Here is a 26,070-nt window from a genome sequence, read left to right on the forward strand (position 1 = left end):
GGCATGACCAGGAGGTACCAGCGCTTCCTAGGCGACTAGAAGGCCGCTAAGCGCTTGGGAGAATTGGCCACCCATATGTTCAACCTCAAGCCGCCCCAGATGTTCAACCTCAAAATGAGCGACCGGCGCGACATCACTGCACCAATTCCGTCATACCAAGGTCACGAGAGGGCTTTGACTGCCCACTGAAGACTCTTCTCAACTCAGCTGAAGTCTCTTCGTCAAGCAACGAAGGATTGGCCTCAAGCATCAGCTTGATCCGATCGGCAAACTGCTGAGGCGTCAGCTGCTCCATGGTGCCCTGCGTTTCCAAGAGGGCGTCGTCATCCTCGATTCGAGCACTGGAGAGAATTCGCAACTGCTCGTCTTTGAAGGCACCAGCTGCAAGCATTGCCCGAAACCGCTCCTTCCACTCGGCACTCCGCATACTGATCCTGGATTCCGCAACCGGAACCTCCACTGCCGTTGTGGTGGCTACGAAGGTAGCCCGGCTCACTGAGGAAGAGGTGGCAGCAGTGGCCTCGTTGGTCGCCTTGCGGGGGGCGGTAACACGCTGCCACGCAGATTTCACTGGTGGAACGGCCTTCTCGTTCCACCAGCGCTTGACGTGCGGCGTCGCCGCTTCGACAGCCCGAACAGTGCCTACCACGACCAGTGCAATTATTTGGTTGGCCAGCTCCCGCTCTTCTGGCGTCAGTTCACGCGGCTTTTCCGACGGTGGTTCACTCCACGGTTCGTATTCGTAGCTCGGACCGTAGCCTGGCTCAGGCTCGTCGACCCATCGCCAGGCGGCGTGTCCCTTGAGGCCGTTCGTGCCGTCTTCGAAAAGGTGGCCAGTCACAGCACCATCAACTTTGCGTGAAGTTCCGAGGTGGTGTCCCTCGGGAACGATGGGCTCATAGGGCATGTCTCGATAGTACTGGCTGTTTGGCCACCGCGCCGTCGTTATTTAGTTGTCTCACATCCCATCCTCGACCGGACACCAGTTGAATGAACCGTTGTTTGTGCCTCAATCGACAGAGATCGGAACCGAAATGCCGTCTCTAGCAACTACCACACGGTTCTTCAGGATGTAGCACTCGACGCGATGATGTCCCCGGAAGCTGGTAACCTCGTGGCGATCATGGCCTCGCATTGCCAGGGGCCTGACGTACCTGAAGGATGGCAAACGAGCCCTGGCGCGCAAAGACTTCGAAAAGCTCCTCTCCGAAAACAGCGCCTGATCAGCGTAGCTGAGAGCCAGAAGCGGGTGAACGGCGGATGAAGGCGAAGCCCAAAAGTCTGGGTATGCCCGGGTGGCCTATAGGGAGGCCGCCGCCCTGGGGGAACTGAAGCTGATAGAACAGCGCAGTAGCGCGTGGACGATCCCCGGTTCTTCAGGAGGGTCAGCTCTACGTCACAAAGGCAGGGATGCTTCTATATACGTCAAGCCCATCTTGTCTGATTCGGGCCCGGCTTACGGGCACGCGGTCGAAGCCGCCTCCAGAGAAACTACTGCGTGTTTGTATAGAGCATGACCACCATCAACGTAGTGAAGGCCCAAGACCTGCCACTCAGTGAAGTCCTGGAGTTATACCGTGCGGTGGACTGGCTTGCCTACACGGAGGACCCTGACAATCTCGTACGAGCGCTGAAAGGATCTTCCACACTTGTGGCCGCTCATGACGGCCAGACGCTGGTTGGACTAGTGCGTGTCATTTCCGATGGTGCTTCAATTTGCTACCTCCAGGACATCCTGGTTCGGCCGTCGCATCACAGAAGAGGTATAGGGCGAGCCCTTGCCGAACGGGCACTCGGAGAGTACCCGAATGTGCGCCAGAAAGTACTGATCACCGACAACGAGCCGAAGCAGAAAGCGTTCTACGAAGCCCTCGGCTATACCCAGGCCGAGGAATTCCAAGGAGGATTGGTCAGAGCCTTCATCAGATTCGACTGACGGCTTCCGTCCGCTCAAGGATCGGCGTGCTCGACAGCGGCGTTTCGTGGCTCTTAGCCGTAGCCGTAGATTCGGCTCGGACCATGTCGCGCGGGGTCCACCTGATCTGGTCTACAACGATATAGCGACGGATATGCATCTTTGGCAAAAGAGGGTTGGGTCTTCCTCATAATGAGGAAATGAAGCCCCAGTTCCCGAGGCCACGCCTCGGACTCAGTCGGCGGCCGGCAGCGTTTCTTACCGTGTGTGCGCTCGGAGGAGCTGTCGTACTTGCTGGCTGCAGTCCATCCACTATTGGGGAACCTCCCTGCATGCCACCTCCTTACTCTGTGATTCCATCGAGCGCCGCAATCGGCGAGACCGTGACAGTCGAAGCTCAGGACTCCGAGTGCGATCCCCGATACGGCGAAAACGCTGAGATCAATGTGACTGTCACAGACGCGGGAGGCAAGCGGATCATCAGTACAACCGCGCCGATGAATGATGCTGGCGGTTTCACCTACTCTTTTCAACTGCCGACCAACGCCACCCCCGGGAAGCGGCCGTAGAGGCGTATCCCCACGACGTTGACTGGTGCGATGACACAGGAAAGAACAACCGCGTCTCTGCCGCGGAGAAGCCCTTCACTCGGGCATCATGCGCAGCTCGCATCGAGCCTCTGCTAATCACGGATCCGGGATAGTTCGAGTTGTCCCATGAGGGACCCATACTAGAGGCTAGCTCTCTCTGGCGGGCGGCATGCCCTGCTGTCATACACCCCGCTGGTGTTAGCCGCGCAGACTCCCCGCGGGCTGACACATCTCGAATCGCAAAAGCTAGCAACCCTGCCTTGAAGGAGCGTGACCACTGAAAACCACGCCGGCCGTACTGAGAGTTCGAAAGATCTGCCGCGTGATGTAGCGCTTCAAGCTCCGGATGATTTCCTTCTTGTTCCGCCCTTCACGCGTCCGGCGGGCCACATATTCCCTCGTCTCCTGATGCCAGCGCATTCTTACGACAGCAATCGTGTGGATCGCCTTGTCAGTTGACGATCCCCACCGCGATTGAGCCTGTACCTAATCGTTCCGCCTGATGAAGCTGGGATTGGGCATGTGCCAGCAAGTGCTGCCAACGCTGCCTCCGAGCGAACGCGGCCTGGATGCGACCATGCGGTAAGAATCGCTGCGGCGCTAATTGGGCCCACACCTGGCATATCCAGGAGTGCGTGGCTGCTCTGCTGAACCAACAGAGCCATATCAGCCCGGTTCTGCTCAAGCTGGTCGTCAAGGGCGAGGATTTGTTTGGCCAAGCGAGTGGCTTCGGAACGACTTACCCGAGTGCCGACACCTTCGTCCCGTGTCCTCCAGGCTGCAATGGTTTCGATTGTTTTGGGAGTCAACGACTTGCGTAAATCAATTCCTAGGTCGACGACGCGCAGCAGTGCGATCAACGAATTGATAGCCGCGGTTCGTTCGCGGACCATTGCAGTCCTGGCAACGGTGAGAACCCGTAATGCCGTGTGGTACTGGCCGGCGCGCGGTTCCCGAAGCTCATCCGTCTCGGTTCCTAGGACAGCCCTCGCCGCGCGTACTGCATCAATGCTGTCGGACTTGCCCCTTTTTCGACCAATACGACGTTCCGGAAACGGTGCCTCGATAACTCGGAAGCCCGACTCCGTTGCCAGCCGCCGAAGCTTGGCACCGTATGATCCGGTTCCTTCCATGGAGAGTAGTACCCGTGATTTGTCGCCGGTGCTGCGACGGGAAATCCAGCCCAGTGCCCGCTTCATCCCACTGCTTGTTGAAGGGAACGTTTCGTTGGCAATCTCGGCTCCGGTTACCGCGGAGGTGATGGCCAAGGTATGCGTTCTTGAGTGCGTATCGATGCCAACAACAAAGTCATAAGACTGCGCCACTACGGCCATTTGTACCTCCTGAAGTTCCTTCGAGTCATTACGGGTATCAGCGGAATACAGCGAGGCAAGTCTGGGATGAGCCACAACCTCTGAGGCTGGGCAGGCTTCTAATCAAGCCATCACAGTAGACAGAACCGATGCTGGTCTCCAGATGAACGGGCAGATCCCTGCAAGCGCACCTCGCGATCAAACCAAAGGGCAAAACGACACAAGGGCCACGTTCGTCCGAAGTCACAGCACCAGCCTGCCAGCCAGTCTCGGACCGGCCGGTAATAACACTCCCAGACGAAATATCACTCCTACTTGTGCGAGATCATCGCAGCGAAGTGGGACAACGAGGGAAAAGGCATCCTGGTCACTAAGGTGGAAGACGTTGGCGGCCTTGGCCTGCCGCAGCTGCACCACCGTCTGATGCAACGAGCCTGGGCACCAGGGCGTCATCCTCTGGTGCCGCCCTGGACCGGCCTTGGACCTGCAACGACCAGGGACTTCGCTGAATTGTGCAGACACTGCCTGTCAAAATTCTGCATCCCGCGCTCCGACCCCCTCGTCTGCAGTCCAGATGAAGCCTGCACCTGCACGCGTAGGCTATCTGAAAGCTCAAACTGATCGACCGGCTAAAGTAGCTGGACCGGCACGTTCATCGGACTGCTCGCAAAAGCGATAGGCCTCTCCGTGCTGACACTGAACAGCGGCTGACCGTCTTCGAAAGGGCCGGGGCCTGCCAGCGAGAGCAAACGCGGGTCGAAGTTTATTTTGTTCCCCGCGGAATCCTTCAGGTCAATAATCATCGCACCAAGGTTGTGTGTCATTGTGCTGGCGTAAACGCATGACTTATGTTTGTCGACAATATCGAACTCATGCAATGCCAGGACCACCGCATCTCTCGGGTCAGGATGACGGAGCGGTTGCAGTTCGTACAAACCTGCCCGGAATTGCTCAGGGACGGTAGCCAGCGGGCCGGCGAGCTTTGCCTCCCAGACTGCTTGGGTAGTGCACAGGGGGAAATAAATTTGCTTTCGAACACGTGCGTCAGGTGCAGCACCGTCCATATGTGCCAGCTCCCAGGCCAACGAGTCCAGCGCTGAGCGCAAGTTGTGGACCATATCACCAAACAGCAGTGCCCACTCGTTTACCGGCAGTGGTGAATCCAGGGAAAGTTTGAATGTTGCGGTGCGGCGGTCGGCGCTGAGCGAACCAACGACTTTTCTGTTGCTGGCGGTTGCGTTGATGTCCATCAGAGTGCGTAGCTCGTTCCTAATGCCCACTGCACGAAGAAACTTCATGTACGGCCACGGCGAAGTGTTGATGCCCGGGCGTAGCCAGAGTGAAGGATTCGTCGTCATACGGCCAGAATAACTACACCGTCCACAACCTCCGAATCTCTCGATTCCTGAGTCCGACGTTGTGGTGTACGACCATTAAGGCCGTGTCTCGCTTTGGGGTGAGGTCGTTGCTGTGTCCCGCCACGTCGGAAGCTGCGTTTCGTCCAGTTCGAGATCGCGTTGAACGAGCTTTCTGTACTCGGTGAATGCGTCCTCAGCATGCATCGCCGCCCCAACACTGCCATCCCTCAGCCCCGTTGTAGCCGCGAGAAGACGGCGGGCTGCGATTGCGGCCTCAGCGCTAGCAAGCAGTTCGACTTCGATGAGTTTCGCTAGAAGGTCTTTGGTCCAATCAATTCCTGGAACCTCTGTTCCTGGAACGCCAACGTTCGTGTAGATGGAAATCCACTGACGGAGGCGTTGGTGCTCCGCCATGAAGCTCACATGTGCCTTGAATCTGTGGTCTTTTGCCCAGAGTCGGCGCTGGCGTTCGTGCTCCGCGGCCGACTCAGCCTGATCCCGGGCCCACTTCTCAGCTTCTCTTGCAGCGGCTTGTCTCTGAGTGTAAACCACACCCCCCAGTGCAATCAGGCCAGTAACTAGGCCAGTGATCAAGGCGGGAACAAGAATTAACTCCATCTCTGTATGTTCACATACCCTCTTGATTTCGTGAGCTGCGTGTCTAAGCCGACTGTTTTTGAAGCGCTGTGGGACTAGAACGATCCCCCTCCTTGTGACTTTCGCCGACAAATGGCGGTGTTTTACAGCGCTATTTGGGACCGCAACAGGGATAGCCCGCTACATCCTCACTTGCCACCGGCCCTTTCTCGGACGCGTGGTCTGCCTTCACATAGGACCCGTGGGGTGAAGTGCACCGTGAAGGATCTTTCTCCGACACGGAGTGTGCCGTAAGTCGACCATGACATCGCGACCCTGGAACGCCAAACACGGTTACTTACCTTCGAAACGAGTCCGTTGCGACCTTGGTGAGAAACGGCCGGGTATATCGTACGTCAGCCGTTGCGAAAGGCCCTAGTCGTCAAGACAGGCTCATTCGCTCGGGCGCCGAACTCAATCGCCGGCTATCGACTCCAGCAACCATTGCTCTGAAAGCGGATTTCTGCGGAGCTGGAACGTGCGCAGCGCCGAGGTAGAGGCTCCTAGACGGACTTGCACCCGCCAGTTCTCGATGTCTACCACATTGCCCAGCCCTACCGGCACCGTCGGGTGCGTCTCCCACCAAGAATCCCTACTGAACCAGTGCAGCGGTTCTGCCGCAACAGCCCGTACCCGCCCGTCATAGCGGACGGCCAACGGCGTGCCGGTCGCGGTGAACCTCACGTCCACGGGAGCCTCGGGGCTCTTCTCACCTAGTGTTGCTGTCACGATTGGTCCGCTCTCCCAAATTCCTGTTCATAATTTCTTCCCGCCGCGTGACCGCCGAGCTCCAGACCCAGGTCCTGTACGTTATTGGGCCGTCCCTCCAAGTCACTTCGGCTGCTTTCGCTGTCCAGGCGAACACTTCACCGTCCACCAACTCCGCACAGTTAGGGAACCGGATCCAGGCCTTAACAGGAATACCGGGGTAGCCGTTCTTGACCGGGAAGTGCTCGAAATCCAGTTCTTCGACGGTCAGCCCTATCGGGCCGGCGCGGCGCGCGTACTGCGCCTGCAACCTACTGGCCTGTTCGGGGTTCATACCACAATCCTAGAATATATATTCGAATAGGCGCGCCGAGAAGAAGCGATAAATCATGCGCTACTGCCGGAAGTTTGCTCCAGCCCAACGTCACCTACGGCACTGGAACTAATCGCTGCCTCTGACATTGCTGACTCTCCACCAAGACGCCGCGAAGTCCGGGGGTACCGGACACCCCGGCGCGGGCTGGAACTTCAATAACCACGCGTAACGGGTAGGAATGAGAAACGGTCAGCGGTTAAGGAGATCGCTACCCGGGGCTGCGCGATGCAGGACCGGACTTAACGACAGTGGTTTCATGTATGGGCGGCGGCCCGCCAGGTGAGGGTTACGGTGAAATTTGCCTTGCTGCCGGCAGCGGCGACAGGCCGATGACGGCTTCGAGCAGGTCCTTGCGGATCAGGCATTCCCGAATTGCACCTTCCTTGCCACCACGGAATAGGACACCGTGGGGCATCACCACACCCACCCGGCCGGTGTCGTCCTTCATGGAGGCGACCATGTGCTGGATCCAGGCATAGTCGCCGTTCTTGACCGGCGGCACCCCGCAGACGACGCGGCCGTAAGGATCGTTGGCCCAACCTTCGGCCCCCCCAGTTCTGCAGCGAAAACGGCGGGTTGGCGATGACGACGTCAAACTTCTGCAGGCCGTCCCCGTCCAGCAGTTTCGGTTCGCGGAACGTGTCGCCGCGGACGACCCTGAACTCCTTGAGCCCGTGCAAATACAGGTTCATCTTCGCGATGGCACTGGTGGTCAGGTTGACCTCTTGGCCATGAAGGCGCAGCGTCCGCGGGTCCGCGCCACTGTCTTTCACGGCCGTGACGGTCTCGACAAGCATGCCGCCGGAGCCACACGCCGGGTCGGCAATCGTGTCACCCGGTTTCGGGTCCAGGATCTTCACCAGCAGGTGAACCACATGGCGGGGCGTGAAAAATTCACCGGCTTTCTTGCCTGATGCTTCAGCGAACTCCCGCAGCAGATACTCATACGCGGAACCGAGCATGTCGCCGTTGACGCTGTCCGGGTCCAGCCGGACGGAGTGGAAAGAGTTCAGTAGCGCGGCCAAGGCCGACTGCGGGAGCCGTTCCTGGTTGGCCCACTGGACGTCCCCAAAAACGCCGGCCAGCGCGTCCGGGTTGGCCTGCTGGATCCGCTGCAGGGCGACGTCCAGCTTGGCACCCGTTTGCTGGGCGGTTTCGATGACGTTGGACCAGTGGCAGCCGTCCGGGATAACGAACGTGTGGTAGTCGGCCTCAATCTCATCAGTAAGGGCATCGCCTAAGTCCTCGAGCGCCTGAGCGTGCTCGTGATCCCAGCTGTCGCTGATCCACTCAAAAACATCACCGGAAAAACGTAGGCCTTGAAGTCACCGGGGTCGACCGGGCCTCGCAAGGCGTTGGCAGCCGCCCAAAGAGTCGACTCGAGTTGCCGCTGCGACAGGTGTCCGGGCTCAGTGGTTGAGAGCGTCAAAGGTGCTCCGTTCGTTCAGTTCCTCGCCGGGGGCTTACATCCGGCGGGCTTATGCTGCCTCTGCCAGAGATCATGCGTAGTTTCTCGGCCGGCCACGAGCAGGTCTATGAGCAAGCTCTAGGGTGATCCGTGGATGACATGCCTTCATCTCGTGAAAGAAGCATCCGAACGCGACCGCGGTGTCTATGTAGTCCGTGCGCCGACAACGGGACCCGTCTTCTTGTTGATCCAAGCGGTACGAAATTAACAATTGTTAAGGTAAGGAAAGTTTAGAAGCGGAATTGTTAATCTTCGTGTGTTCTGGACATGGACAACAAGCGGTCCGAACAACGGTGAAAGGCAAGGGCGAAGTAGCTAGGTAAGCGATGCGGGCAAGAACAGCAACATTAGGGCAACGGCCATAACCAAGCGCCGTCCGGTGACACCCCCTCCACGGCCCTTGGCGCCCCAACCGCCCCCGATGATGGTTCTAAGAAGCGGCATCGGCGCAAGCTACGCCCAGCAGGCTGGACGTTTACGCGGCCCAGCTCCGCTATGGCGACCGGCCCACCCCCAACGCAGCCTTCGGAAATCTCATCGCAAGTCCCCGCCGTGTAGTCGTAAGTCCAAAAAGTCAGGCCGACCACGCCCGATGATCCAATTCGTGGCGCTAGCGCTATGAATATGGAATGGCGGGGGTCGGCACCCCCGAATCGTGCCGCTGCCTCTTGACGTACAGCCATAGGCATGTGGTGAAATCTCCACCAAGGCGGCGGGTTAACCATCGCCGGCAACACCTGGGGGAAGCATGCCGCTGATAGCCAATCTTGATGGACAACGAGTCGATGCCTCAAAGCATTCGCCCGAGACCTGGACAGAGTTAAAGCAGTCAGACCAAGTTAAACGCATGGTCATGCCCTTGTGCGGGATCAGGGCGATAGCCAAATCCCGCGGCACGACCCACTTTTTCGCGCATTATCGAATCGCCGAGTGCAACGTAGATCATGGCGGCGAATCGCCACAACACCTGGCCATGAAGACTGCACTGCGCGACCAGATTGACTCCCTGGACGGCTGGCACGCCTTCCTCGAGTACCCGCATCCTTCTCGGGAATGGATTATCGATGTCCTGGCCGAGTCGGACGACAAGCGCCACCGAGTAGCCTTTGAGGTCCAACTTTCTTCGCAGACTCCGGAAAAGTACCAGATCAGGAGCCAGCGGTACTTCAATGATGGTGTGTTCCCCGTCTGGGTTATCCCCCGCCCCTTGGACAACTCCCCCATCAAGATTCCCGTTGTCGTAACGGGTTTCGGGAAGAGTTCAGAGGTCCCGGAAAATCCGGCCGAACTGATGGACCTGAACGCTGGTGCAGACTTCTCAACCGCAGACCGGCTCGGGCTGTTTGTCGACTCGATACTCAGACGCGGGCCACGGTGGCGTTTTGGTAGTCCGGACGAGCAGGTTGCTGCGCATCGGCGGGAGGTCGAGCGCGAGGCGCGGGTAAGGGAAGAGGAACGACGGCGTCTCGAAGACATTGAAGCACGAATCGAGGAGATGAACAGCAACAGCGCTCCGCCCCAGACAGCGTACGGGGCCCATACAGTGCATACTGAAGACGGACCGTTCGTCTGGGCGACATTGACCCAATGTTGGAGCTGCGAACACCCGATGCTGCTCTGGAACGCCCAGTCAGCCCGGCCCGGCGTCCAGCACATGTCAGCTCCTCCGCTGGCGTTGAAACGTGAAGTCGGAGTAAAGCGTTACGAGAACCACCCCGACGTCCATAGGGTCCTAAATGACTGGATGAGGGCCACTCATGCTGACGTGGAGAAGGCGCTAATCAAGACCCGGCGCAGCAAAACGAAAGCCGCGGAATACAGCGCTTTCGTCTGCCCTGAGTGCGACGCCCTGATCGGTCAGATGTTCATCTCATGCATCCGAGTAGAGAAATGGTCACTGGTCAGCGCCCCACTGATGAAAAGGACGAGAAAGGACACCAAACAACCAACGCACCCAGACCCCCGAAAGGGAAAGCCTCAAAAGCAACGACCACCCATCCTTGCGCCGATCGTAATAAACTACGAAGACAGGCCCGCGGTGCCGGACGAACTGCAAACAGACCGCAAAAAGACATGGGCCGAGCTCCATTCGCCCGAAGGGGTCGCCGAAGCCAGGCGAAGATTCATGGGCACAGCTCACCCCTACCGAGGCGACTGATGGTGCCCGTGGTTCACTCGTCGGCATCAAGATCTAGACACGTCCCAGGACTACGTGTCCGCAGAGTAGTCACTTTGCAACAAATCTGATGTGTGGCGCCTCCTCCGAGCGCCTGACCGGAAGGATCTGAAGTAGCATCGGGTTCCCCACAGTTTGCTGTCAACCTCTGGACCATCGGAGGGGGGCCACCCGGACTGCTCTCCAGACCTCTCGTTACGGTCGCTAAACGGAGGCTCCTCCAGGTCGGCGATATTGACCCAGCCGCCGCCGTGGAGTTCCACTACAGGCAACCCGCCAGCCCACGCCATCCGGTCATGGCTCACCATGGCACCAAACCCACGAGAACAACTGCCACCTCGACAAGAGTCGGAAAGCATGCCCTTAGCTTGCTCGCGCGGGCTTTCACTTGCTACATTTACGACACCTGCTACACATGACATAGCCAAGGCGAGCAGAGAAGAAGTAGGCGATTAAGCAATGAAAACCATCCCGGCCAACACGGTCCCAACTGCCGAAATAAACGCAGTTGAAGCGGCAGTTAAAAATCTCGACCCGGAGTCGAAGATAACTGAGGCGTTTCAGGAAGTCCTCGGCCTTGTGCGCCGCGGTCTCACCGTTCAAGTTCTGTCCCAATGCGAGGAACTCACCCCCAATGAAGCGGCTCAAGTCCTAAACGTAAGCCGCCCTACGATTCTAAAAATGATCGCGGAAGGCGAGCTCTGTTCCCGTGTGGTGGGAGCGCGTGACCAGCGAATCTCAGCAGAATCGGTTTTTGCTCTAAAAGAGCGCCAGGCGCAGGCATCGCGCGATGTTGCTGCTGCATTCGCGAACCGATCACAGGCGATTGGTCAGTTGATACCGGGCGTCGCTGGCGTGGATCCAGACACAGCCCGGAAGCTCGGCTACTAGCTCCATAAATCCCCAATGATTCAGAAACCGGTCGGATCCCTTCAGTTGGGACCGACCGGTTCTGTTTGGTCGTCATGGTGAGGGCTACATCCAAGTTCCCCTCAACGTTGCAGCGGACCTGCCCCCATCTGCTCAAGGAACCGAATGACTAGACCCTGCTTCGAACAGTCATCGCACACAGGAAGGCCATCGGGAAACCTTGCTGGAACGAACCAATAACCACAAGCAGCCCGTAGCGGCTTTTGCTCAGCAATGGCGGCTTTCAGTGCTTCCCCTGTAACAAAATGATGGACATCGGCTCGAGTTGCCTGCCCTGAAGCTTCAGCAGAAATTCCCTCATTCTCTGCAGCAAAAACAACTTGTAGGGCGCGCATCCTCGACATCTCGATGCTGAACCTCAAGCTTCCATCCAAGCCGTAGTAGGCCGCGGGTTCCTTCGTCCATGTTTCCTCGCGACTGTCCAGAATGGGCAGGATTGTAGTCAAGAGAATAGTCTTGACACCCCGCGCGTACGCCGAAGATCCGCCCTGAGCATCCACAAACTTCCACGAATCGAACTTGAGGTTGACCTCGGCAAGTGTCTCCCCACTTTCATAGCCTTCTTCAGTCCCCTGAGCTTCCTCAGCGATCACCGAAATGGTGAGCTCCATGTCCACTGCAGGTATTCCGGGCTGCAACAAGGCCGAAGGGGGGCAGGGAAGCATCCTCTTAACCTCCCGACCGTCCGGATGCTCCTTGAAAGCCGTGCGGAACGCCGTGAGCGTCACAAGAATGATCTGTTCCTGCCACTCCTGCACCGACCTCAACACTTCGGCCTCGGCCAGCTTGAGCTTCCTCAAAGCGAAATCCAGCTCGCTAGGCTCAGTTGCCTCCCGAAGCTGACTACCGAAACGGCTAGAGACCCCAGCGTGAAATCGATCGTGGGTATCGGCGTGGACGATCCAAGAAACACCATCCTGGACAATCACGGCTGCACGCCATCCTGGTCCGGTCTTCAGGTCTCTTGCCTCCACAACAGGGTATCCGGCAGCCTGCGTAGCCTCCTTGTGCCGTTCGTACTTTGGACTTGCCGGGTTCGTGTCAAAGTCCTGACACACTTGAATGGCGGGGTGAGAGAGTTCTGATAGCACCGGAAGGCTTTTCCAGTCGCCCCCGGCAATGAGGGAACGCTGACGAATGTCCTCCCAGCCACGGGTCAGTTCTTTCAAGACGCGCATAGTTGGCCACGCCACAGGCGAGCTACCTCCATATTCCCTGCTGGCTCCGAATGCTGAAACTAGCTTCGAGATTTCGCGCAAAACCGCCAGATAGGCCGGTTTTTCGCCAAGTCTCCGGTCCCAAATCGCCAACTAGTCGCCAAATCGCCAACTAGCTTCCGATCTCACACGGGTCCTAGAAGTCCCAATCCTCGTCTTCGGTGTTAACAGCCTTCCCGATCACGTACGAAGAACCTGACCCCGAGAAGAAGTCGTGGTTCTCATCAGCGTTCGGGGACAGGGCCGAAAGGATTGCCGGGTTCACGTCGGTGACGGACGCCGGGAACATCGCCTCGTAGCCCAGGTTCATCAGGGCCTTGTTGGCGTTGTAGTGCAGGAACTTCTTGACGTCCTCGGCCAGGCCGACGCCGTCGTAGAGGTCGTGCGTGTACTGGACTTCGTTCTCGTACAGCTCGAACAGCAGCTCGAACGTGTAGTCCTTGATTTCCTGGCGCTTCTCCTCGGAAACCCTCTCCAGGCCCTTCTGGAACTTGTAGCCGATGTAGTAGCCGTGCACGGCCTCGTCACGGATGATCAGGCGGATCAGGTCAGCCGTGTTCGTCAGCTTGGCGCGTGAGGACCAGTACATGGGCAGGTAGAAGCCCGAGTAGAACAGGAAGCTCTCCAGCAGCGTGGAGGCAACCTTGCGCTTCAGGGGATCATCGCCCTGGTAGTAGTCCATGACGATCTGCGCCTTCTTCTGAAGGTTCTCGTTCTCGGTGGACCAGCGGAAAGCCTCGTCGATCTCCTTGGTGGAGGCCAGCGTGGAGAAGATGGAGGAGTAGCTCTTGGCGTGCACGGACTCCATGAACGCGATGTTGGTGTACACGGCCTCCTCGTGCGGGGTCAGCGCATCCGGAATCAGGGAAACGGCGCCAACCGTGCCCTGGATGGTGTCCAGCAGGGTCAGTCCGGTGAAGACGCGCATGGTGAGCTGCTGCTCGGCAGGCGTCAGCGTGTTCCAGGACTGGACGTCGTTGGACAGCGGCACCTTCTCCGGCAGCCAGAAGTTGTTGACCAGGCGGTTCCAGACGTCGACGTCCTTGTCGTCCTGGATGCGGTTCCAGTTGATGGCCTCGACGTGGCTAAGCAGCTTGACCTTCTCGGTCATGTCATCCCCTATGCGTTGGGTGGTTTTCTCTAAGTTAAAGCGTACGACGGCGGGCGGGCACCCGCCGTCGTACTGGCACGTTTAGTTGAAGATTAAAGCATGCAGCTGACGCAGCCCTCAACCTCCGTCCCTTCCAGCGCGAGCTGGCGGAGACGGATGTAGTAGATGGTCTTGATGCCCTTTTTCCAGGCGTAGATCTGGGCCTTGTTGATATCGCGCGTGGTGGCGGTGTCCTTGAAGAACAGCGTCAGGGACAGGCCCTGGTCCACGTGCTGGGTGGCGGCGGCGTAGGTGTCGATGACCTTCTCGTAGCCGATCTCGTACGCGTCCTGGTAGTACTCCAGGTTGTCGTTCGTCAGGTACGGCGCCGGGTAGTACACGCGGCCCAGCTTGCCTTCCTTGCGGATCTCGATCTTGGACGCCACCGGGTGGATCGAGGAGGTGGAGTTGTTGATGTAGGAGATCGAGCCGGTGGGCGGAACAGCCTGCAGGTTCTGGTTGTAGATGCCGTGCTCCATGACCGAAGCCTTCAGCGCCAGCCAGTCAGCCTGGGTGGGGATGTGGACGTTCTTGAACAGCTCCGCCACCTTCTCGGTCTGCGGCACCCATTCCTGATCCGTGTACTTGTCGAAGAACTCGCCGGAGGCGTACTTGGACTTCTCGAAGCCGCCGAACGTCTGGCCGGTCTCAATGGCCAGCAGGTTGGAGGCGCGGATGGCGTGGTACACCACCGAGTAGAAGTAAATGTTAGTGAAGTCCAGGCCCTCTTCGGAACCGTAGTGGACCCGCTCACGCGCCAGGTAGCCGTGCAGGTTCATCTGGCCCAGGCCGATGGCGTGGCTCTGGTCGTTGCCCTTGGCGATGGACGGCACCGAGGTGATGTTGGACATGTCGGACACGGCCGAGAGCGAGCGGATGGCCGTCTCGATGGTCAGGCCGAAGTCCGGCGAGTCCATGGTCTTGGCAATGTTCAGCGAGCCCAGGTTGCAGGAAATGTCCTTGCCGGTGTCCGCGTAGGACAGGTCATCGTTGTACGTGGTGGGCTGGGAAACCTGGAGGATCTCAGAGCACAGGTTGGACATGATGATCTTGCCGTCAATCGGGTTCTCCCGGTTCACGGTGTCCTCGAACATGATGTACGGGTAGCCGGACTCGAACTGGATCTCGGCGAGGGTCTGGAAGAACTCGCGGGCCTTGATCTTGGTCTTCTTGATCCGGGAGTCGTCCACCATCTCGTAGTACTTCTCGGTGACCGAGACGTCGGAGAACGGCATGCCGTAGACGCGCTCCACGTCGTACGGGGAGAACAGGTACATGTCCTCGTCCCGCTTGGCCAGCTCGAACGTGATGTCCGGGATGACGACGCCGAGGGAGAGGGTCTTGATGCGGATCTTCTCGTCCGCGTTCTCGCGCTTGGTGTCCAGGAAGCGGTAGATGTCCGGGTGGTGCGCGTGCAGGTACACAGCTCCCGCACCCTGGCGGGCACCGAGCTGGTTGGCGTAGGAGAAGCTGTCTTCGAGGAGCTTCATCACGGGGATGACGCCGGAGGACTGGTTCTCGATCTGCTTGATCGGGGCGCCGACTTCGCGGATGTTGGTCAGCGCGAAGGCCACGCCGCCGCCGCGCTTGGACAGCTGCAGCGCGGAGTTGATGGACCGCCCGATCGACTCCATGTTGTCTTCGATGCGGAGCAGGAAGCAGGAGACCAGCTCGCCGCGCTGTTTCTTGCCGGCGTTCAGGAACGTGGGGGTGGCCGGCTGGAAGCGGCCCTCGATGATCTCGTCCACCATCTGGAGGGCAAGCTGCTCGTTGCCGCGGGCCAGGTGCAGGGCGACCATGCAGACGCGGTCCTCGTAGCGCTCCAGGAAGCGCTTGCCGTCAAACGTCTTCAGCGTGTAGGACGTGTAGAACTTGAAGGCGCCCAGGAACGTCTCGAAGCGGAACTTCTTCTTGTAGGCACGGTTGAACAGCTCACGGATGAAGTTCATCGTGTACTGGTCCAGCGTTTCGCGCTCGTAGTACTGGTTCTTCACCAGGTAGTCGAGCTTCTCTTCCAGGTCGTGGAAGAACACGGTGTTGTTGTTTACGTGCTGCAGGAAGTACTGGTGGGCGGCCTCGCGGTCAGCCTCGAACTGGATCTCGCCGCTGGGACCGTACAGGTTCAGCATGGCGTTCAGCTCGTGGTAGCCCAGGCCCTTGTAGGCGGCGGGCATCTCGGGCTTCTGGGCCCTGGTTACTTCTGTGTCTGCGACAGTCGTGTCCAAAACGTATCCAATCCTTGGTTGACCCGGGTGACGTCTTCCGGCGTTCCCATAAGTTCGAATCTATAGAGGTGGGGTACCTGGCATTTGGCGGCGATGATGTCCCCCGCCATGCAGTAGTTGTCCCCGAAGTTTGTGTTGCCGGCACCGATGACCCCGCGCAGCAGTTGCCTGTTCTGCGGGTGGTTCAGGAACCGGATGACCTGCTTGGGAACGGAGCCTTCTCCCCCGGTGCCGCCGTAGGTGGGCACCACCAGCACGTACGGCCGGGTGGCGAGCAGGGGTGCATCCTTCGCAAGGAGCGGAATCCGGGCCGCATCGCGGCCAAGCTTCGAGACAAAGCGGCTGGTGTTCTCCGACGCCGAGGAGAAATAGATAAGCTGGCTCTCCGTAATAACGGACGGGACCGGCCCGGGCGATTCCACGCGCTGAGCCGCGTGGAAATCCTGGACTGCTGGTGCTGCCGTAAGAGTCACCTCGGCTGGTTGTTGGTTGCCGGCAGGGACGGGCCCTTAGGCCACGGAGGAAACGGCGGAGAGAGCCAGTTCCTCGATCTTGTCCGGGCGGAAGCCTGACCAGTGGTCCTGGTCCGTGACCACAACGGGTGCCTGCATGTAGCCCAGCGCCTTCAGGCGCTCGAGGGCCTCCGCGTCCTGGGAGATGTCAACGCTCTGGTAGGTGATGCCCTTTTTGTCGAGAGCCCGGTAGGTGGCGTTGCACTGAACACAAGCAGGCTTGGTGTAAACCGTTACGGTCATGATTCCTGTCCCCTTTTCTGGAAAAACTTGCTCGTCCGGTGTTCCCGCCCAAGCTGTATGTAGATACTACATCTAGTGCAGACGCCTCTTCGGAACCCCAAGATGATGTATTACAAGTATGTCATTTAATGCACCGTTAATCCACAGGCAAGGTCCTTCAAAATGTCCGGAATCCCGCCAAATTCGTGGACTGAATCCACACCCTGTGGAGTACTTAGCCACATTTAACCCTCAGCGTGTCGCTGAAAAGACGGCGTGTCGCGGCTGCCGCCGTAGGGTCTCAGGAAGGGTCCGGGGGTACAGGAGAGGGGTCCCGAAGTGACCTTCGGAACCCCTCCTGGTGATGAAACGCACGACGACGGCCGCCGCCTTTTGAATGAAGCGCTAGAGCAGCGCCTCCCGGCGGTCCAGCACGATCTGCTGCACGTCCAGGTAGCCGGACTGGAATCCCGCCCGCGAGTAGCAGAGGTAGAACAGCCACATCCGCTGGAACACGGCGTCGAAGCCCAGCTCGCCCACCTCGCGGGACCGCTCCAGGAACCGTTCCTCCCACAACCGCAGGGTAGCGGCGTAGTGGTCCCCCATGCCCATCCGCTCCCGCACGCGCAGCGAGGTGTGCAGCTGCGTCACGCCCTCGATGGCACGCACGGAGGGCAGGAACCCGCCCGGGAAGATGTACTTGTGCACCCACGTGTACGCGTTCCGGGTTGCCAACATGCGCCCGTGCGGCATGGTGATCGCCTGGATGGCCACCTTGCCGCCGGGGGCCAGCACCCGGTCGATGGTCTGGAAATAGATTGGCCAGTACTCGAAGCCCACCGCTTCGATCATTTCCACGGACACAACGGCGTCGTACTCGCCCTCCACAGCCCGGTAATCCTGGAGGGCCACGGTCACGCTGTCCGCGTAGCCGGCCGCCGCGATCCGCTCCTGCGCCAGCGCCTGCTGCTCGCTGGACAGGGTGACGCTGTAGACGGTGGCGCCGCGGGCCGCTGCCCGGAGCGCCAGTTCACCCCAGCCGGTGCCGATTTCCAGGAGCCTGGTCCCGGCTCCGACGCCGGCCTTGTCCAGCAGCCTGTCGATCTTTGCCTGCTGGGCCTCGGCCAGCGCCTCCCAGCCAACCGAGGCGAGCGGCCCGGCGTCGGACGGAAACAGTGCCGCCGAGTAGCTCATGGTGGTGTCCAGGAAGTTGGAGAACAGGTCGTTGGACAGGTCGTAGTGCCGCGAGATGTTGCTGCGCGTATTCTGCTCGGCGTTCCGCTCCTGGCGGGGCGTGCGCGGCAGGTACAGCGAACGCAGCTTCTGCAGCGGAGCGGGAATGAGCGTGTCCACCGACGCCGCGAACACCTCGAGCACGCCCGCCAGGTCGCTGGCTTCCCAGTCCCCGGCCATAAAGGATTCACCCAGCCCGATCAGGCCGTTGTCGCCGATCCTCGCTTCGAACGCCACCGGCCGCACCACGGTCATGACCGGCGCGTCCGGACCGCCGGTGCCCAGCACGGTGCCGTCCGGGTACTCCACCCGCAGCGGCAGCCGCTTTACGGCTCCCTTGAACAGCAGTCCGGCGGCTTTGCCGGCCACGGCAGCCTTGGCGCCCGACGGCGGCTGGGCCACTTCCGGCCACAGGTCCGGATCGATGGTGGCGGGCGACGCCGGCACGCCGGCCGCGGTCCAGGCTGCGGGAGAGTGCGCGGGGGCCTTGCCGGCAGCGTCGCCTGCTGCCATGAGTCCAGCCCTATCGGTGGCTGTGCCTGCTGCCTTGCCTCCGACATAGGCCGCAGTTGCTTGGTTGTCGTCCGTCATTGTCATTGAACTGCCTCCTGTGAGGGGTGGTGTGGCCGGGCGACGACAGGCAGGCGTCTTGCCCAGAGTGTAATGCCCTGCACCCTGATGAGCGCGGAAACCAGCAGCGGCGCCGCGGGCACCGCAAGGGCGGCGGCAAGGATGTTCCGGAGGGTGGCGGGCCGGCGGGTGCCGTCCATGCTGGCCACGAAGGGCCGGTGCCCCTCCCGTTCCAGCACGATGGACACCGCCAGCCGCTCCCCCGGCGCGGGCAGCTTCATCCGGTACTGCCCGCTTACGTCGTTGAAGGGTGAGACATAAAACGCCTTGGGCACGGCTGCCCGCCCGGCCGCGTCCGTCCGCAGCAGGTAGCAGTGGCGCTCCCCGTAGGTGTTGTGGACCTCGGCCACCACGCACTGAAGCTCACCGCTGGTCCGGTAGCACCAGAACAGCGTCAGGGGGTTGAAAACGTAGCCGAAAACCCTGGCGCTGGTCAGCATGTGGATGGTGCCGCCGTCGGGCTCTATGCCCTGGGTGCGCAGGTAGCGCTCCACGTTGCTGCGGATGCTGGCATGCGGATCCCCGAGATGGTCACCGGCGTTGAACACGGCCAGCGGCCGGAGCAGGAACGGTAGCCGCGGGAGCTGGTCCACATCCACGAACCAGCTGTAGTTGCGGTACGTGAACGCGTTCTTCAGCGGTGTGCGCCGCACGTGCGAGATGGACGTGCGGTAGAGGGCTGGGGCTGCGGTCATGCGGATTCCGCCGCGGACAGCAGCTCCCGTTCCCCGCCGTCCCGGGAGCCGGGCGGAGCGGCAGCCTGGGCAACGGGCCAGGTCCGGCCCAGGGCTTCGGCTGCCCGCACGCCGGAAAGCGCACCGTCCTCATGGAAGCCCCAGCCGAGGTAGGCACCGGCGTACGCGATGCGGTTGTCACTGAGGCCCGCGATTGCCTGCTGGGCCTGCAGCGACTCGGGGGTGTACTGCGGGTGCTCGTACACCATCCGCTCAAGGACCCGGTCATCCGCTATCAGCTCCGACTCCCCCAGGCTTACCAGGTAGGGCATGCCGTCAGCCGGGCTGAGCCGCTGCAGCCGGGTGAGGTCGTAGCTGACCAGGACCTTGTCCGGCCGGGCTTCGCAGGAGGGAAGGCGGTAGTTCCAGGAGGCCTTGGCATTGTCCGAGGCGGGCAGGACGGCCGGGTCCCGGTGGAACACTGTCTGGTTCACGGAGTACGGCATCCCGCCCAGCGCCTCCTTTTCGGCGGGCGTGGCATCGGCCAGGAATCCCAGTGCCTGCGCAGGGTGGGTGGCAACGACAACCGCCTCGAAGTCCTCCACGCCATGCTCCGTCACCAGCTCGACGCCGAGTGCATGGCGCCGGACGGCAATCACCGGCGTGTTGAGCCGGACATCCGCGAGGGCGGCAGCGAGTTTCTCGACGTACCTGGCCGAGCCGCCGCTGACGGTCCGCCACTGCGGCGAGCCTTTGACGCCCAGCATCCCGTGATGGCCCAGGAACGTGAAGAGGTACCGTGCCGGGTAGGCAAGCGCGGTGGTGGGATCGCAGGACCACACCGCACTGACCACCGGGGTCATGAAGTGGGAGATGAAGTAGGGACTGAAGTTTTCGCGTTCCAGGAACTCGCCAAGGGTCGGCTCTGCTGCCAGGTCCGCGTTGGCCGCGGAAACGGGTGCAGTCTCCAGCAGGGCCCGGGCCTTCCGGTAGAAGCGGGTGACCTCGAACAGCATCCGCAGGTACCGGCCCCGCAGGAGGCTGGAGGGGCGGGCGATGATGCCGCGTCCGCCCTCGCGGGCTCCGGCGTACTCCAGGCCGCAGCCGTCGCACCGGATGGACATGCTCATCTCGGAATCCTGCGTCTCCACCCCCAGTTCCGCGAACAGCCGCAGCAGAGTGGGGTACGTCCGTTCATTGTGCACAATGAAGCCGGTATCGACGCCGATGGAGGACCCGTCCGGCTGCGGCAGGTCATGCGTGTGCGCGTGCCCTCCCAGCCGTGAATCCGCTTCGAACAGCGTGACGTCGTCCTCCCTGTTGAGGACGTAGGCGGCGGTCAGGCCGGCCACGCCGCTGCCAATGACGGCCACCCGCCGTCGCCCGCCTCCGCTTACTGCTGGGTTAGGTGACAATGCATGCTCCTCTGCTGAACATTTGCCGCTGGGCTGGGTATCCAGATGGCAATTCGGCACCACGTGCCCGGCGGATGGGTGGGATGGGCGGCAGTTTTTTCGGCGGCGGCCGGCGGAGTACTGTGGGCGGGTGGTAAACCCGGTACACCTGAAGACCCTCCTGGAGGTCACCCGGCTCGGTTCATTCGCAGCCGCAGCGGCAACACTTGGCTACACGGCCTCGGCCGTCTCCCAGCAGATGTCCGCCCTGGAACGCGACACCGGCGTCGTCCTGTTCCAGCGTTCGGCACGGCGCGTGGTGCCCACGGAAGCCGCCGTCGTCATGACCCGGCACGCCGCCAAGGTCCTCACGGACATCGAAGCCCTGATGGCCGCTGCCTCAAGGACGCAGGATTCGGCCAGCCAGGAACTCAGGCTGGGGATCTTTCCCAGCCTCGCCACGTACGTCCTGCCACGCATCCTTAAGAATCCGTCCTGGAAGAACCTGGGCATCGACCTGAAAGTGTCCGTGGCTGAACCCGGGCAGACCATCCAGGGTCTGCGCACCGGCGGCGACCTGGACCTCGCCGTTGTGTTCCAGGTGGGCCAGACCGGTTTTGCGTGGCCGAACACCATCAACCGGCAATGGATCGGCGACGACGACTTCCGGGTGGTGCTGCCCGCCGGCTGGGGCTTCCGGTCCGATGCCAAGGTAGCCGCTGACCATCTCTCCGAGATGCCGTGGATCATGCACCACCCGGGCACCAGCGACGCCATGGTGATTGAGCGCCTGTTCGCCGGCTGCAATTTGCATCCGCGGGTGGTGGCGCACAGTGACGATTTCCACGCGAGCCTGGAGATGGCGGCCGCGGGGCTGGGCGCGGCTTTGGTGCCGGAGCTTGCCCTGCGCAACAAGCCGGCGGGCGTGGTGGTCCTGGACGTCCCTGAAATCCGGCTGGCCCGGAACGTCTTTGCGCTCCTGATCAACGAGCGGAAGACTGCCCGGGTCCAGCTGTTCGTCGACCTGCTGGCCGAGACGCTCGCCGGGATGCGCACCGCGGTGAATTAGGCCCGAACGCTGGAATGCACCGCTGTTCGGGTCTATGTTGAAACTATGAGCAAGGTAGCGAGCCGGCACTTTGGAGAGATTGAGCTCAACCACGGCAGGGATCACTTCATCGCCGCGAAGCACGAACTTCGCGGCCATCCGCTGGAGCTCGACCTGAACGTGACCGCCCACGACCACTTCGACGAGGCCGCACTGCACAAGGTGGACTACCGCCTGCGGTTCCTGCCCGAGCTCGTGGACGAGGTCCGGGACATGATCGCGGAAGAACTGGAACAGGAAGGCACCAGCCCGCAGGAGTACCTGCACTTCCACTGCAACGCCCTCAAGGATGAGCACCTGCAGAAGGTCTTCGGCATATCGGACCGCAGCCAGCTCACCAACGAGGTGTTCCTGAAGGCCCTGAAGCTCGGCCACGTGGGCATCTACCCCGGACAGCCCGAGCGCTACTTTGTCCTGGACTTCACCCTGGGTGAGCATTTCACCGACGAGGTGCTGGTGGCCTCCGCGGACGAAGACGGCGTCGTGGACGACGAAATCGTGTGGGAATCCTAGGTTTCGGCGGGCTCGGCCATCAAGCAAAAGAACGACGTCGGCAGGTCACCTGAAGTGACCAGCCGACGTCGTTCTTTATGTACTTACTTCGCTGACTCCAGCAGGCCGGCGCGGACTGCCTGGGTTGCCTTGACCAGGTTGCGCAGGGACTCTTCGGTCTCGGCGTAGCCCCGGGTCTTCAGTCCGCAGTCCGGGTTGACCCAGAGCTGGCGGGACGGAACGTGCTTGACGGCGGTGGCCAGCAGTTCGGTGACTTCACCCTCACCCGGCACGCGCGGCGAGTGGATGTCATAGACGCCCGGGCCAACGCCGCGGCCGAAGCCGTGGGACTCGAGGTCGTGGACAACCTCCATGCGTGAGCGGGCTGCCTCGATGGACGTCACGTCCGCATCGAGGCCGTCGATCGCGTCGATGATCACGCCGAACTCCGAGTAGCAGAGGTGGGTGTGGATCTGGGTGGCGTCGGCGGCACCGGCCGTTGCCAGGCGGAAGGAGTCCACGGACCACTTCAGGTAGTCCTCGTGGTCAGCTTTGCGCAGCGGCAGGAGCTCGCGCAGCGCGGGCTCGTCCACCTGGATGACCTTGATGCCGGCGGCTTCGAGGTCGGCGATTTCGTCGCGCAGGGCCAGGCCAACCTGGTTGGCGGTTTCGCGCAGCGGCTGGTCGTCGCGGACGAAGGACCAGGCCAGGATGGTGACCGGGCCGGTGAGCATGCCCTTCATCGGCTTGCTGGTCAGGGACTGTGCGTACTTGGCCCACTCGACCGTGATGGGCGCGCTGCGGGTGACGTCGCCCCAAAGGATGGACGGCCGGGTGCAGCGGGAGCCGTAGGACTGGACCCAGCCGTGGACCGTGACGTCGAAGCCCTCAAGGTTCTCGGCGAAGTACTGCACCATGTCGTTGCGCTCCGGCTCGCCGTGCACCAGGACGTCATAGCCCAGCTCTTCCTGGAGTTCAACGACCCGCTTGATCTCATCTTTCATGAGCTGTTCGTACTGCTCGTTGGTGAGGTCGCCCTTGTTGTTGCGGGCCCGGGCCGAACGGATCTCCGAGGTCTGCGGGAAGGAGCCGATGGTGGTGGTGGGCAGCGGCGGCAGGTGCAGCGCCTGTTCCTGGGCGGCCTCGCGGACCGGGTACTCCGAGCGGCTGAAGTCAGCGGCGGTGAGCGCCTCGGTGCGGGCACGGACGTCCGTGCGGCGGACGCCTGCGGCGGTGGCGCGGGAAGCAATCACTGCTGTGGCTTCGTCAATGGCGGCCTTCGCGGAAGCGGGGTCGGCCAGGTAGGACGCGAGGGTCCTGACCTCAACCGCCTTCTGGTCGGAGAACGCCAGCCAGCTGCGCAGCTGTTCGGAGAGCTGCGCCTCCTCGGCAACGTCATGCGGCACGTGCTGCGTGGACGTGGAGGTGGAGACGGTGACCCTGCCTGCAGCTGCCTTCAGTGCGTCCAGCTTGGCGGCCGAAGCGGCGAGGTCGTTGCGCCAGATGTTGTGGCCGTCCACGACGCCGGCAACCAGGGTCTTGCTGCCCAGCCCGGCGAGTGCCGCGGCGGAAGGAACGGCGCCCTTGAAGACGTCAATGTGCAGGGCCTCGATGTTGGTGGCGGCGAGGGTGCCAAGCTGGCCGTCGAGTGAACCGTACGGGGTGGAGACGAGGATCTGCGGGCGGTCGGCTGCAGCGGTGAGGACCTCGTAGGCGCGGGCCACGGCTGCTTCGACTTCGACGGCCGGGGTGTCCTGGTCAACCACGAGTGCGGGTTCGTCCAGCTGGACCCAGCTGGCGCCGGCGGCGGCGAGCTTCTCGAGCAGCTGGACGTAGACGGGCAGGATGTCCTCGAGGCGGGACAGCGGCGCGAAACCGGCCGGGGCGCCGTCGGAAGCCTTGGACAGCAGCAGGTACGTGACCGGGCCAACGATGTACGGGCGGGTTTCGAGGCCGTTGGCGAGGGCGAAGGCGAACTCGTCAACCTTCGCGGTGGAGGCCAGGCTGAACCCGGTCTCCGGGCCGATTTCCGGCACCAGGTAGTGGTAGTTGGTGTCGAACCACTTGGTCATTTCCAGCGGCTGCTGATCCTTGTTGCCGCGGGCCAGGGTGAAGTAGCCGTCGATGTCCAGCTGTCCCTCGGCGTTGAGGAGCTTGCCGAAGCGGGCAGGCACGGCGCCGAGGTGGGCGGTGGCGTCCAGGACCTGGTCGTAGTAGGAGAAGGTGCCCGGCACGGCTGCCGCTTCCGTCAGGCCGAGTTCCTGCAGGCGCTTGGCGATGGCCAGTTGGATGTCCTTGGCGGCGTTGTCCAGGGCGGCGGCGTCGATCTTGCCGGCCCAGTAGGCCTCGATGGCTTTCTTGAGCTCGCGGCGGCGGCCGATGCGGGGGTATCCCAGCAGGGAAGCAGCGGGAAAGGGCGTGGTGGCGTTGTTGATGTCAGTCATGGGAATCTCCTGGGGAGTTGGAATGTGTGCGGAAGGCCCGTTGGAGGGCGCACAGCTGAAGGGTGTTCAGCTAAAAAGCGTTCAGCTAACAGCCGTTGGGCTTTGGCGGGCTCAGCTGGCGAGCTGGCCGGCCACGGCATCGCGGCGGCTGGAACGGGTGCGCCGCGGGAGGGCCAGCTTGTCCAGCACGTCCAGGGCGCTTTGGTGTTCATTGAAGGTGTAGAGATGGATGCCCGGCGCTCCGGCATCCAGTGCCGCGTTGGCAAGGTCAACGGTGGCACTGACACCAATCCGCATGCGCTCCAGGTCGCTGTCCGCCGCGGCCATCCGGTCCAGCAGTTCGGGAGCCGGCTCCACGCCTGTCAGCTCGCCGAGCCGCTTCAGGCGCCGAAGGCTGGTGAGCGGCATGACACCGGGAATGATCGGGATGGTGACCCCTGCCCGGCGTGCCCGCGTCAGGAGGTCGGCGTACTGCTCCGTGTGGAAGAAGACCTGCGTGATGGCGAAGTCCGCGCCGGACCGCTGCTTGGCGAGCAGCACCTCGACGTCGTGCGCTTCGCTCGGTGACTCCGGGTGCCGGGTGGGGTAGGCAGCGACACCCACGGCGATCTTCCCGGCACAGAGCAGGGCGGACCGGCGCTGTTCAACCCGGCGGATGAGCTCGATCAGGTCCTGTGCATAGCGCAGCGATCCCTCGGCCGGTGCGCCGCCGTCCTTGGGCAGGTCGCCGCGGAGGGCAAGGATGCCACGCACGCCCGTGTCCAGCAGTTCGCCGATGATTCCCGCAAGTTCCTGGGGCGTGTTGCCCACGCAGGTCAGGTGGGCCAGGGGCCGGAGCGTGGTTTCCAGGAGCAGGCGGTTGATGAGCTCGACGGCGGTGTCCCGGTTGGAGCCGCTGGCGCCGTAAGTGACGGAAACGTAGTCCGGTGCGGTGGTTTCCAGTTCCCGGATGGTGGTCCAGAGGGTTTCCGCGGCTGCCGGCGAACGTGGCGGGAACAGCTCGTAGGAAAGCGCCACAGGTGCGGCGTCTGAAAGATTCGGGTGCGTTTCAATAAGGCTTGGTGGCGACATTTGCGTCCTTGGCTTTGGGCCATTGACGGCTGCTGTCGGAAAAAGCGACGACGGCCGGCAATGAATTTGAGTTTGGGGAACACGGAAGGACTCCACGAGGACGCAGCCGCGGCTGGTACGCCCTGAAATGAAGTTGTCCGTGAGCAAATGTCAGGCCCACATGGGGGCACCCACACCCTCCACACGGAGGATCGCTGACACGTTACCGGGGTAACTTGTATAAGACTC

General features: G+C 61.6%; 24 protein-coding genes and 1 pseudogene. 5 read left to right on the top strand and 20 right to left on the bottom strand.

Annotation, left to right across the window (positions count from 1 at the left end; all coding sequences use genetic code 11):
* Nucleotides 1-133: 133 nt before the first annotated feature.
* Together C3B78_RS19695 and C3B78_RS20405 are read right to left on the bottom strand one after the other, a co-directional pair.
* The gene (locus C3B78_RS19695) at nt 134-907 is read right to left on the bottom strand and encodes a hypothetical protein (RefSeq protein ID WP_158677238.1); all 774 of its coding nucleotides are present in this window, start codon (nt 905-907) and stop codon (nt 134-136) included.
* Between the two features lie 102 nt (nt 908-1,009).
* A complete protein-coding gene (locus C3B78_RS20405) occupies nt 1,010-1,135 on the bottom strand; it encodes a nucleotide-binding domain-containing protein (protein ID WP_158677239.1) in 126 nt (41 codons plus the stop codon).
* A gap of 378 nt (nt 1,136-1,513) precedes the next feature.
* On the opposite strand from C3B78_RS20405, the gene C3B78_RS11365 reads away from it, so the two are divergent.
* A complete protein-coding gene (locus C3B78_RS11365; protein WP_104998175.1) occupies nt 1,514-1,936 on the top strand; it encodes a GNAT family N-acetyltransferase in 423 nt (140 codons plus the stop codon).
* Between the two features lie 991 nt (nt 1,937-2,927).
* On the opposite strand, the gene C3B78_RS11370 is transcribed toward C3B78_RS11365, so the two are convergent.
* The 8 genes and pseudogenes from C3B78_RS11370 to C3B78_RS20245 all read right to left on the bottom strand — a co-directional run bounded on the left by C3B78_RS11370 (nt 2,928) and on the right by C3B78_RS20245 (nt 8,325).
* On the bottom strand, nt 2,928-3,839 hold the full coding sequence (locus C3B78_RS11370; protein ID WP_234005382.1) for an IS110 family transposase: 912 nt from the start codon (nt 3,837-3,839) through the stop codon (nt 2,928-2,930).
* A gap of 608 nt (nt 3,840-4,447) precedes the next feature.
* Nucleotides 4,448-5,176, bottom strand: coding sequence for a hypothetical protein (locus C3B78_RS11375; protein ID WP_158677240.1), 729 nt, complete (start codon nt 5,174-5,176; stop codon nt 4,448-4,450).
* Between the two features lie 75 nt (nt 5,177-5,251).
* A complete protein-coding gene (locus tag C3B78_RS11380; protein WP_104998177.1) occupies nt 5,252-5,794 on the bottom strand; it encodes a hypothetical protein in 543 nt (180 codons plus the stop codon).
* A gap of 432 nt (nt 5,795-6,226) precedes the next feature.
* Nucleotides 6,227-6,502: a hypothetical protein gene (locus C3B78_RS20075; RefSeq protein ID WP_104998178.1), complete on the bottom strand. Its 276-nt coding sequence runs from the start codon at nt 6,500-6,502 to the stop codon at nt 6,227-6,229.
* A 19-nt stretch (nt 6,503-6,521) separates the two neighbouring features.
* Nucleotides 6,522-6,854, bottom strand: coding sequence for a hypothetical protein (locus C3B78_RS11390; RefSeq protein ID WP_104998179.1), 333 nt, complete (start codon nt 6,852-6,854; stop codon nt 6,522-6,524).
* 328 nt (nt 6,855-7,182) lie between these two features.
* Nucleotides 7,183-7,398, bottom strand: coding sequence for an N-6 DNA methylase (locus C3B78_RS20235; RefSeq protein ID WP_324778102.1), 216 nt, complete (start codon nt 7,396-7,398; stop codon nt 7,183-7,185).
* 94 nt (nt 7,399-7,492) lie between these two features.
* A pseudogene (locus tag C3B78_RS20240) lies at nt 7,493-8,182 on the bottom strand (N-6 DNA methylase); the annotation flags it as partial.
* A complete protein-coding gene (locus C3B78_RS20245) occupies nt 8,134-8,325 on the bottom strand; it encodes a type I restriction-modification system subunit M N-terminal domain-containing protein (RefSeq protein ID WP_267895211.1) in 192 nt (63 codons plus the stop codon). The gene C3B78_RS20245 and the pseudogene C3B78_RS20240, both read right to left, overlap by 49 nt.
* 892 nt (nt 8,326-9,217) lie before the next feature.
* On the opposite strand from C3B78_RS20245, the gene C3B78_RS11400 reads away from it, so the two are divergent.
* Nucleotides 9,218-10,522: a competence protein CoiA family protein gene (locus tag C3B78_RS11400; protein WP_234005596.1), complete on the top strand. Its 1,305-nt coding sequence runs from the start codon at nt 9,218-9,220 to the stop codon at nt 10,520-10,522.
* 477 nt (nt 10,523-10,999) lie between these two features.
* Nucleotides 11,000-11,431, top strand: a complete 432-nt coding sequence (locus tag C3B78_RS11405; RefSeq protein ID WP_104998181.1) for a helix-turn-helix domain-containing protein — start codon at nt 11,000-11,002, stop codon at nt 11,429-11,431.
* A gap of 101 nt (nt 11,432-11,532) precedes the next feature.
* Here the strand turns inward: C3B78_RS11405 and C3B78_RS11410 are convergent, their stop codons facing one another.
* The 8 genes from C3B78_RS11410 to C3B78_RS11445 form a co-directional block, all read right to left on the bottom strand.
* The gene (locus C3B78_RS11410) at nt 11,533-12,639 is read right to left on the bottom strand and encodes a DUF3039 domain-containing protein (protein ID WP_158677242.1); all 1,107 of its coding nucleotides are present in this window, start codon (nt 12,637-12,639) and stop codon (nt 11,533-11,535) included.
* 184 nt (nt 12,640-12,823) lie between these two features.
* Entirely contained in the window at nt 12,824-13,798 is a 975-nt protein-coding gene (nrdF, locus tag C3B78_RS11415; RefSeq protein ID WP_056079660.1) for a class 1b ribonucleoside-diphosphate reductase subunit beta, read from the bottom strand.
* 92 nt (nt 13,799-13,890) lie between these two features.
* A complete protein-coding gene (nrdE, locus tag C3B78_RS11420; RefSeq protein WP_104998183.1) occupies nt 13,891-16,011 on the bottom strand; it encodes a class 1b ribonucleoside-diphosphate reductase subunit alpha in 2,121 nt (706 codons plus the stop codon).
* Nucleotides 16,012-16,031: 20 nt separating this feature from the next.
* Nucleotides 16,032-16,484 carry a class Ib ribonucleoside-diphosphate reductase assembly flavoprotein NrdI gene (nrdI, locus tag C3B78_RS11425; protein ID WP_104998184.1) on the bottom strand — a complete coding sequence of 151 codons (453 nt, stop codon included), beginning with the start codon at nt 16,482-16,484 and terminating at the stop codon, nt 16,032-16,034.
* A gap of 87 nt (nt 16,485-16,571) precedes the next feature.
* Complete coding sequence (gene nrdH / locus C3B78_RS11430; protein ID WP_013601222.1) at nt 16,572-16,817, bottom strand: glutaredoxin-like protein NrdH; 246 nt, start codon at nt 16,815-16,817, stop codon at nt 16,572-16,574.
* 384 nt (nt 16,818-17,201) lie between these two features.
* Nucleotides 17,202-18,626: a class I SAM-dependent methyltransferase gene (locus tag C3B78_RS11435; protein ID WP_199775239.1), complete on the bottom strand. Its 1,425-nt coding sequence runs from the start codon at nt 18,624-18,626 to the stop codon at nt 17,202-17,204.
* Nucleotides 18,623-19,354 carry a DUF1365 domain-containing protein gene (locus tag C3B78_RS11440; protein ID WP_104998185.1) on the bottom strand — a complete coding sequence of 244 codons (732 nt, stop codon included), beginning with the start codon at nt 19,352-19,354 and terminating at the stop codon, nt 18,623-18,625. The genes C3B78_RS11435 and C3B78_RS11440 overlap by 4 nt, the downstream gene beginning before the upstream one ends.
* Nucleotides 19,351-20,748 (bottom strand): NAD(P)/FAD-dependent oxidoreductase, encoded by a 1,398-nt coding sequence (locus C3B78_RS11445; protein ID WP_104998186.1) that lies wholly within the window; start codon nt 20,746-20,748, stop codon nt 19,351-19,353. The genes C3B78_RS11440 and C3B78_RS11445 overlap by 4 nt, the downstream gene beginning before the upstream one ends.
* A gap of 130 nt (nt 20,749-20,878) precedes the next feature.
* On the opposite strand from C3B78_RS11445, the gene C3B78_RS11450 reads away from it, so the two are divergent.
* Nucleotides 20,879-21,796 carry a LysR family transcriptional regulator gene (locus C3B78_RS11450; RefSeq protein ID WP_104998187.1) on the top strand — a complete coding sequence of 306 codons (918 nt, stop codon included), beginning with the start codon at nt 20,879-20,881 and terminating at the stop codon, nt 21,794-21,796.
* Nucleotides 21,797-21,841: 45 nt separating this feature from the next.
* Nucleotides 21,842-22,348, top strand: a complete 507-nt coding sequence (locus C3B78_RS11455; RefSeq protein WP_104998188.1) for a DUF2004 domain-containing protein — start codon at nt 21,842-21,844, stop codon at nt 22,346-22,348.
* A gap of 83 nt (nt 22,349-22,431) precedes the next feature.
* Here C3B78_RS11455 and metE read toward each other — a convergent pair whose 3' ends face one another.
* The gene (gene metE, locus C3B78_RS11460; RefSeq protein ID WP_104998189.1) at nt 22,432-24,771 is read right to left on the bottom strand and encodes a 5-methyltetrahydropteroyltriglutamate--homocysteine S-methyltransferase; all 2,340 of its coding nucleotides are present in this window, start codon (nt 24,769-24,771) and stop codon (nt 22,432-22,434) included.
* A 111-nt stretch (nt 24,772-24,882) separates the two neighbouring features.
* The gene (locus tag C3B78_RS11465; RefSeq protein WP_104998190.1) at nt 24,883-25,842 is read right to left on the bottom strand and encodes a methylenetetrahydrofolate reductase; all 960 of its coding nucleotides are present in this window, start codon (nt 25,840-25,842) and stop codon (nt 24,883-24,885) included.
* Between the last annotated feature and the right edge of the window lie 228 nt (nt 25,843-26,070).

The sequence above is a fragment of the Arthrobacter sp. PGP41 genome (assembly GCF_002953935.1).
Taxonomy (GTDB): Bacteria; Actinomycetota; Actinomycetes; order Actinomycetales; family Micrococcaceae; genus Arthrobacter.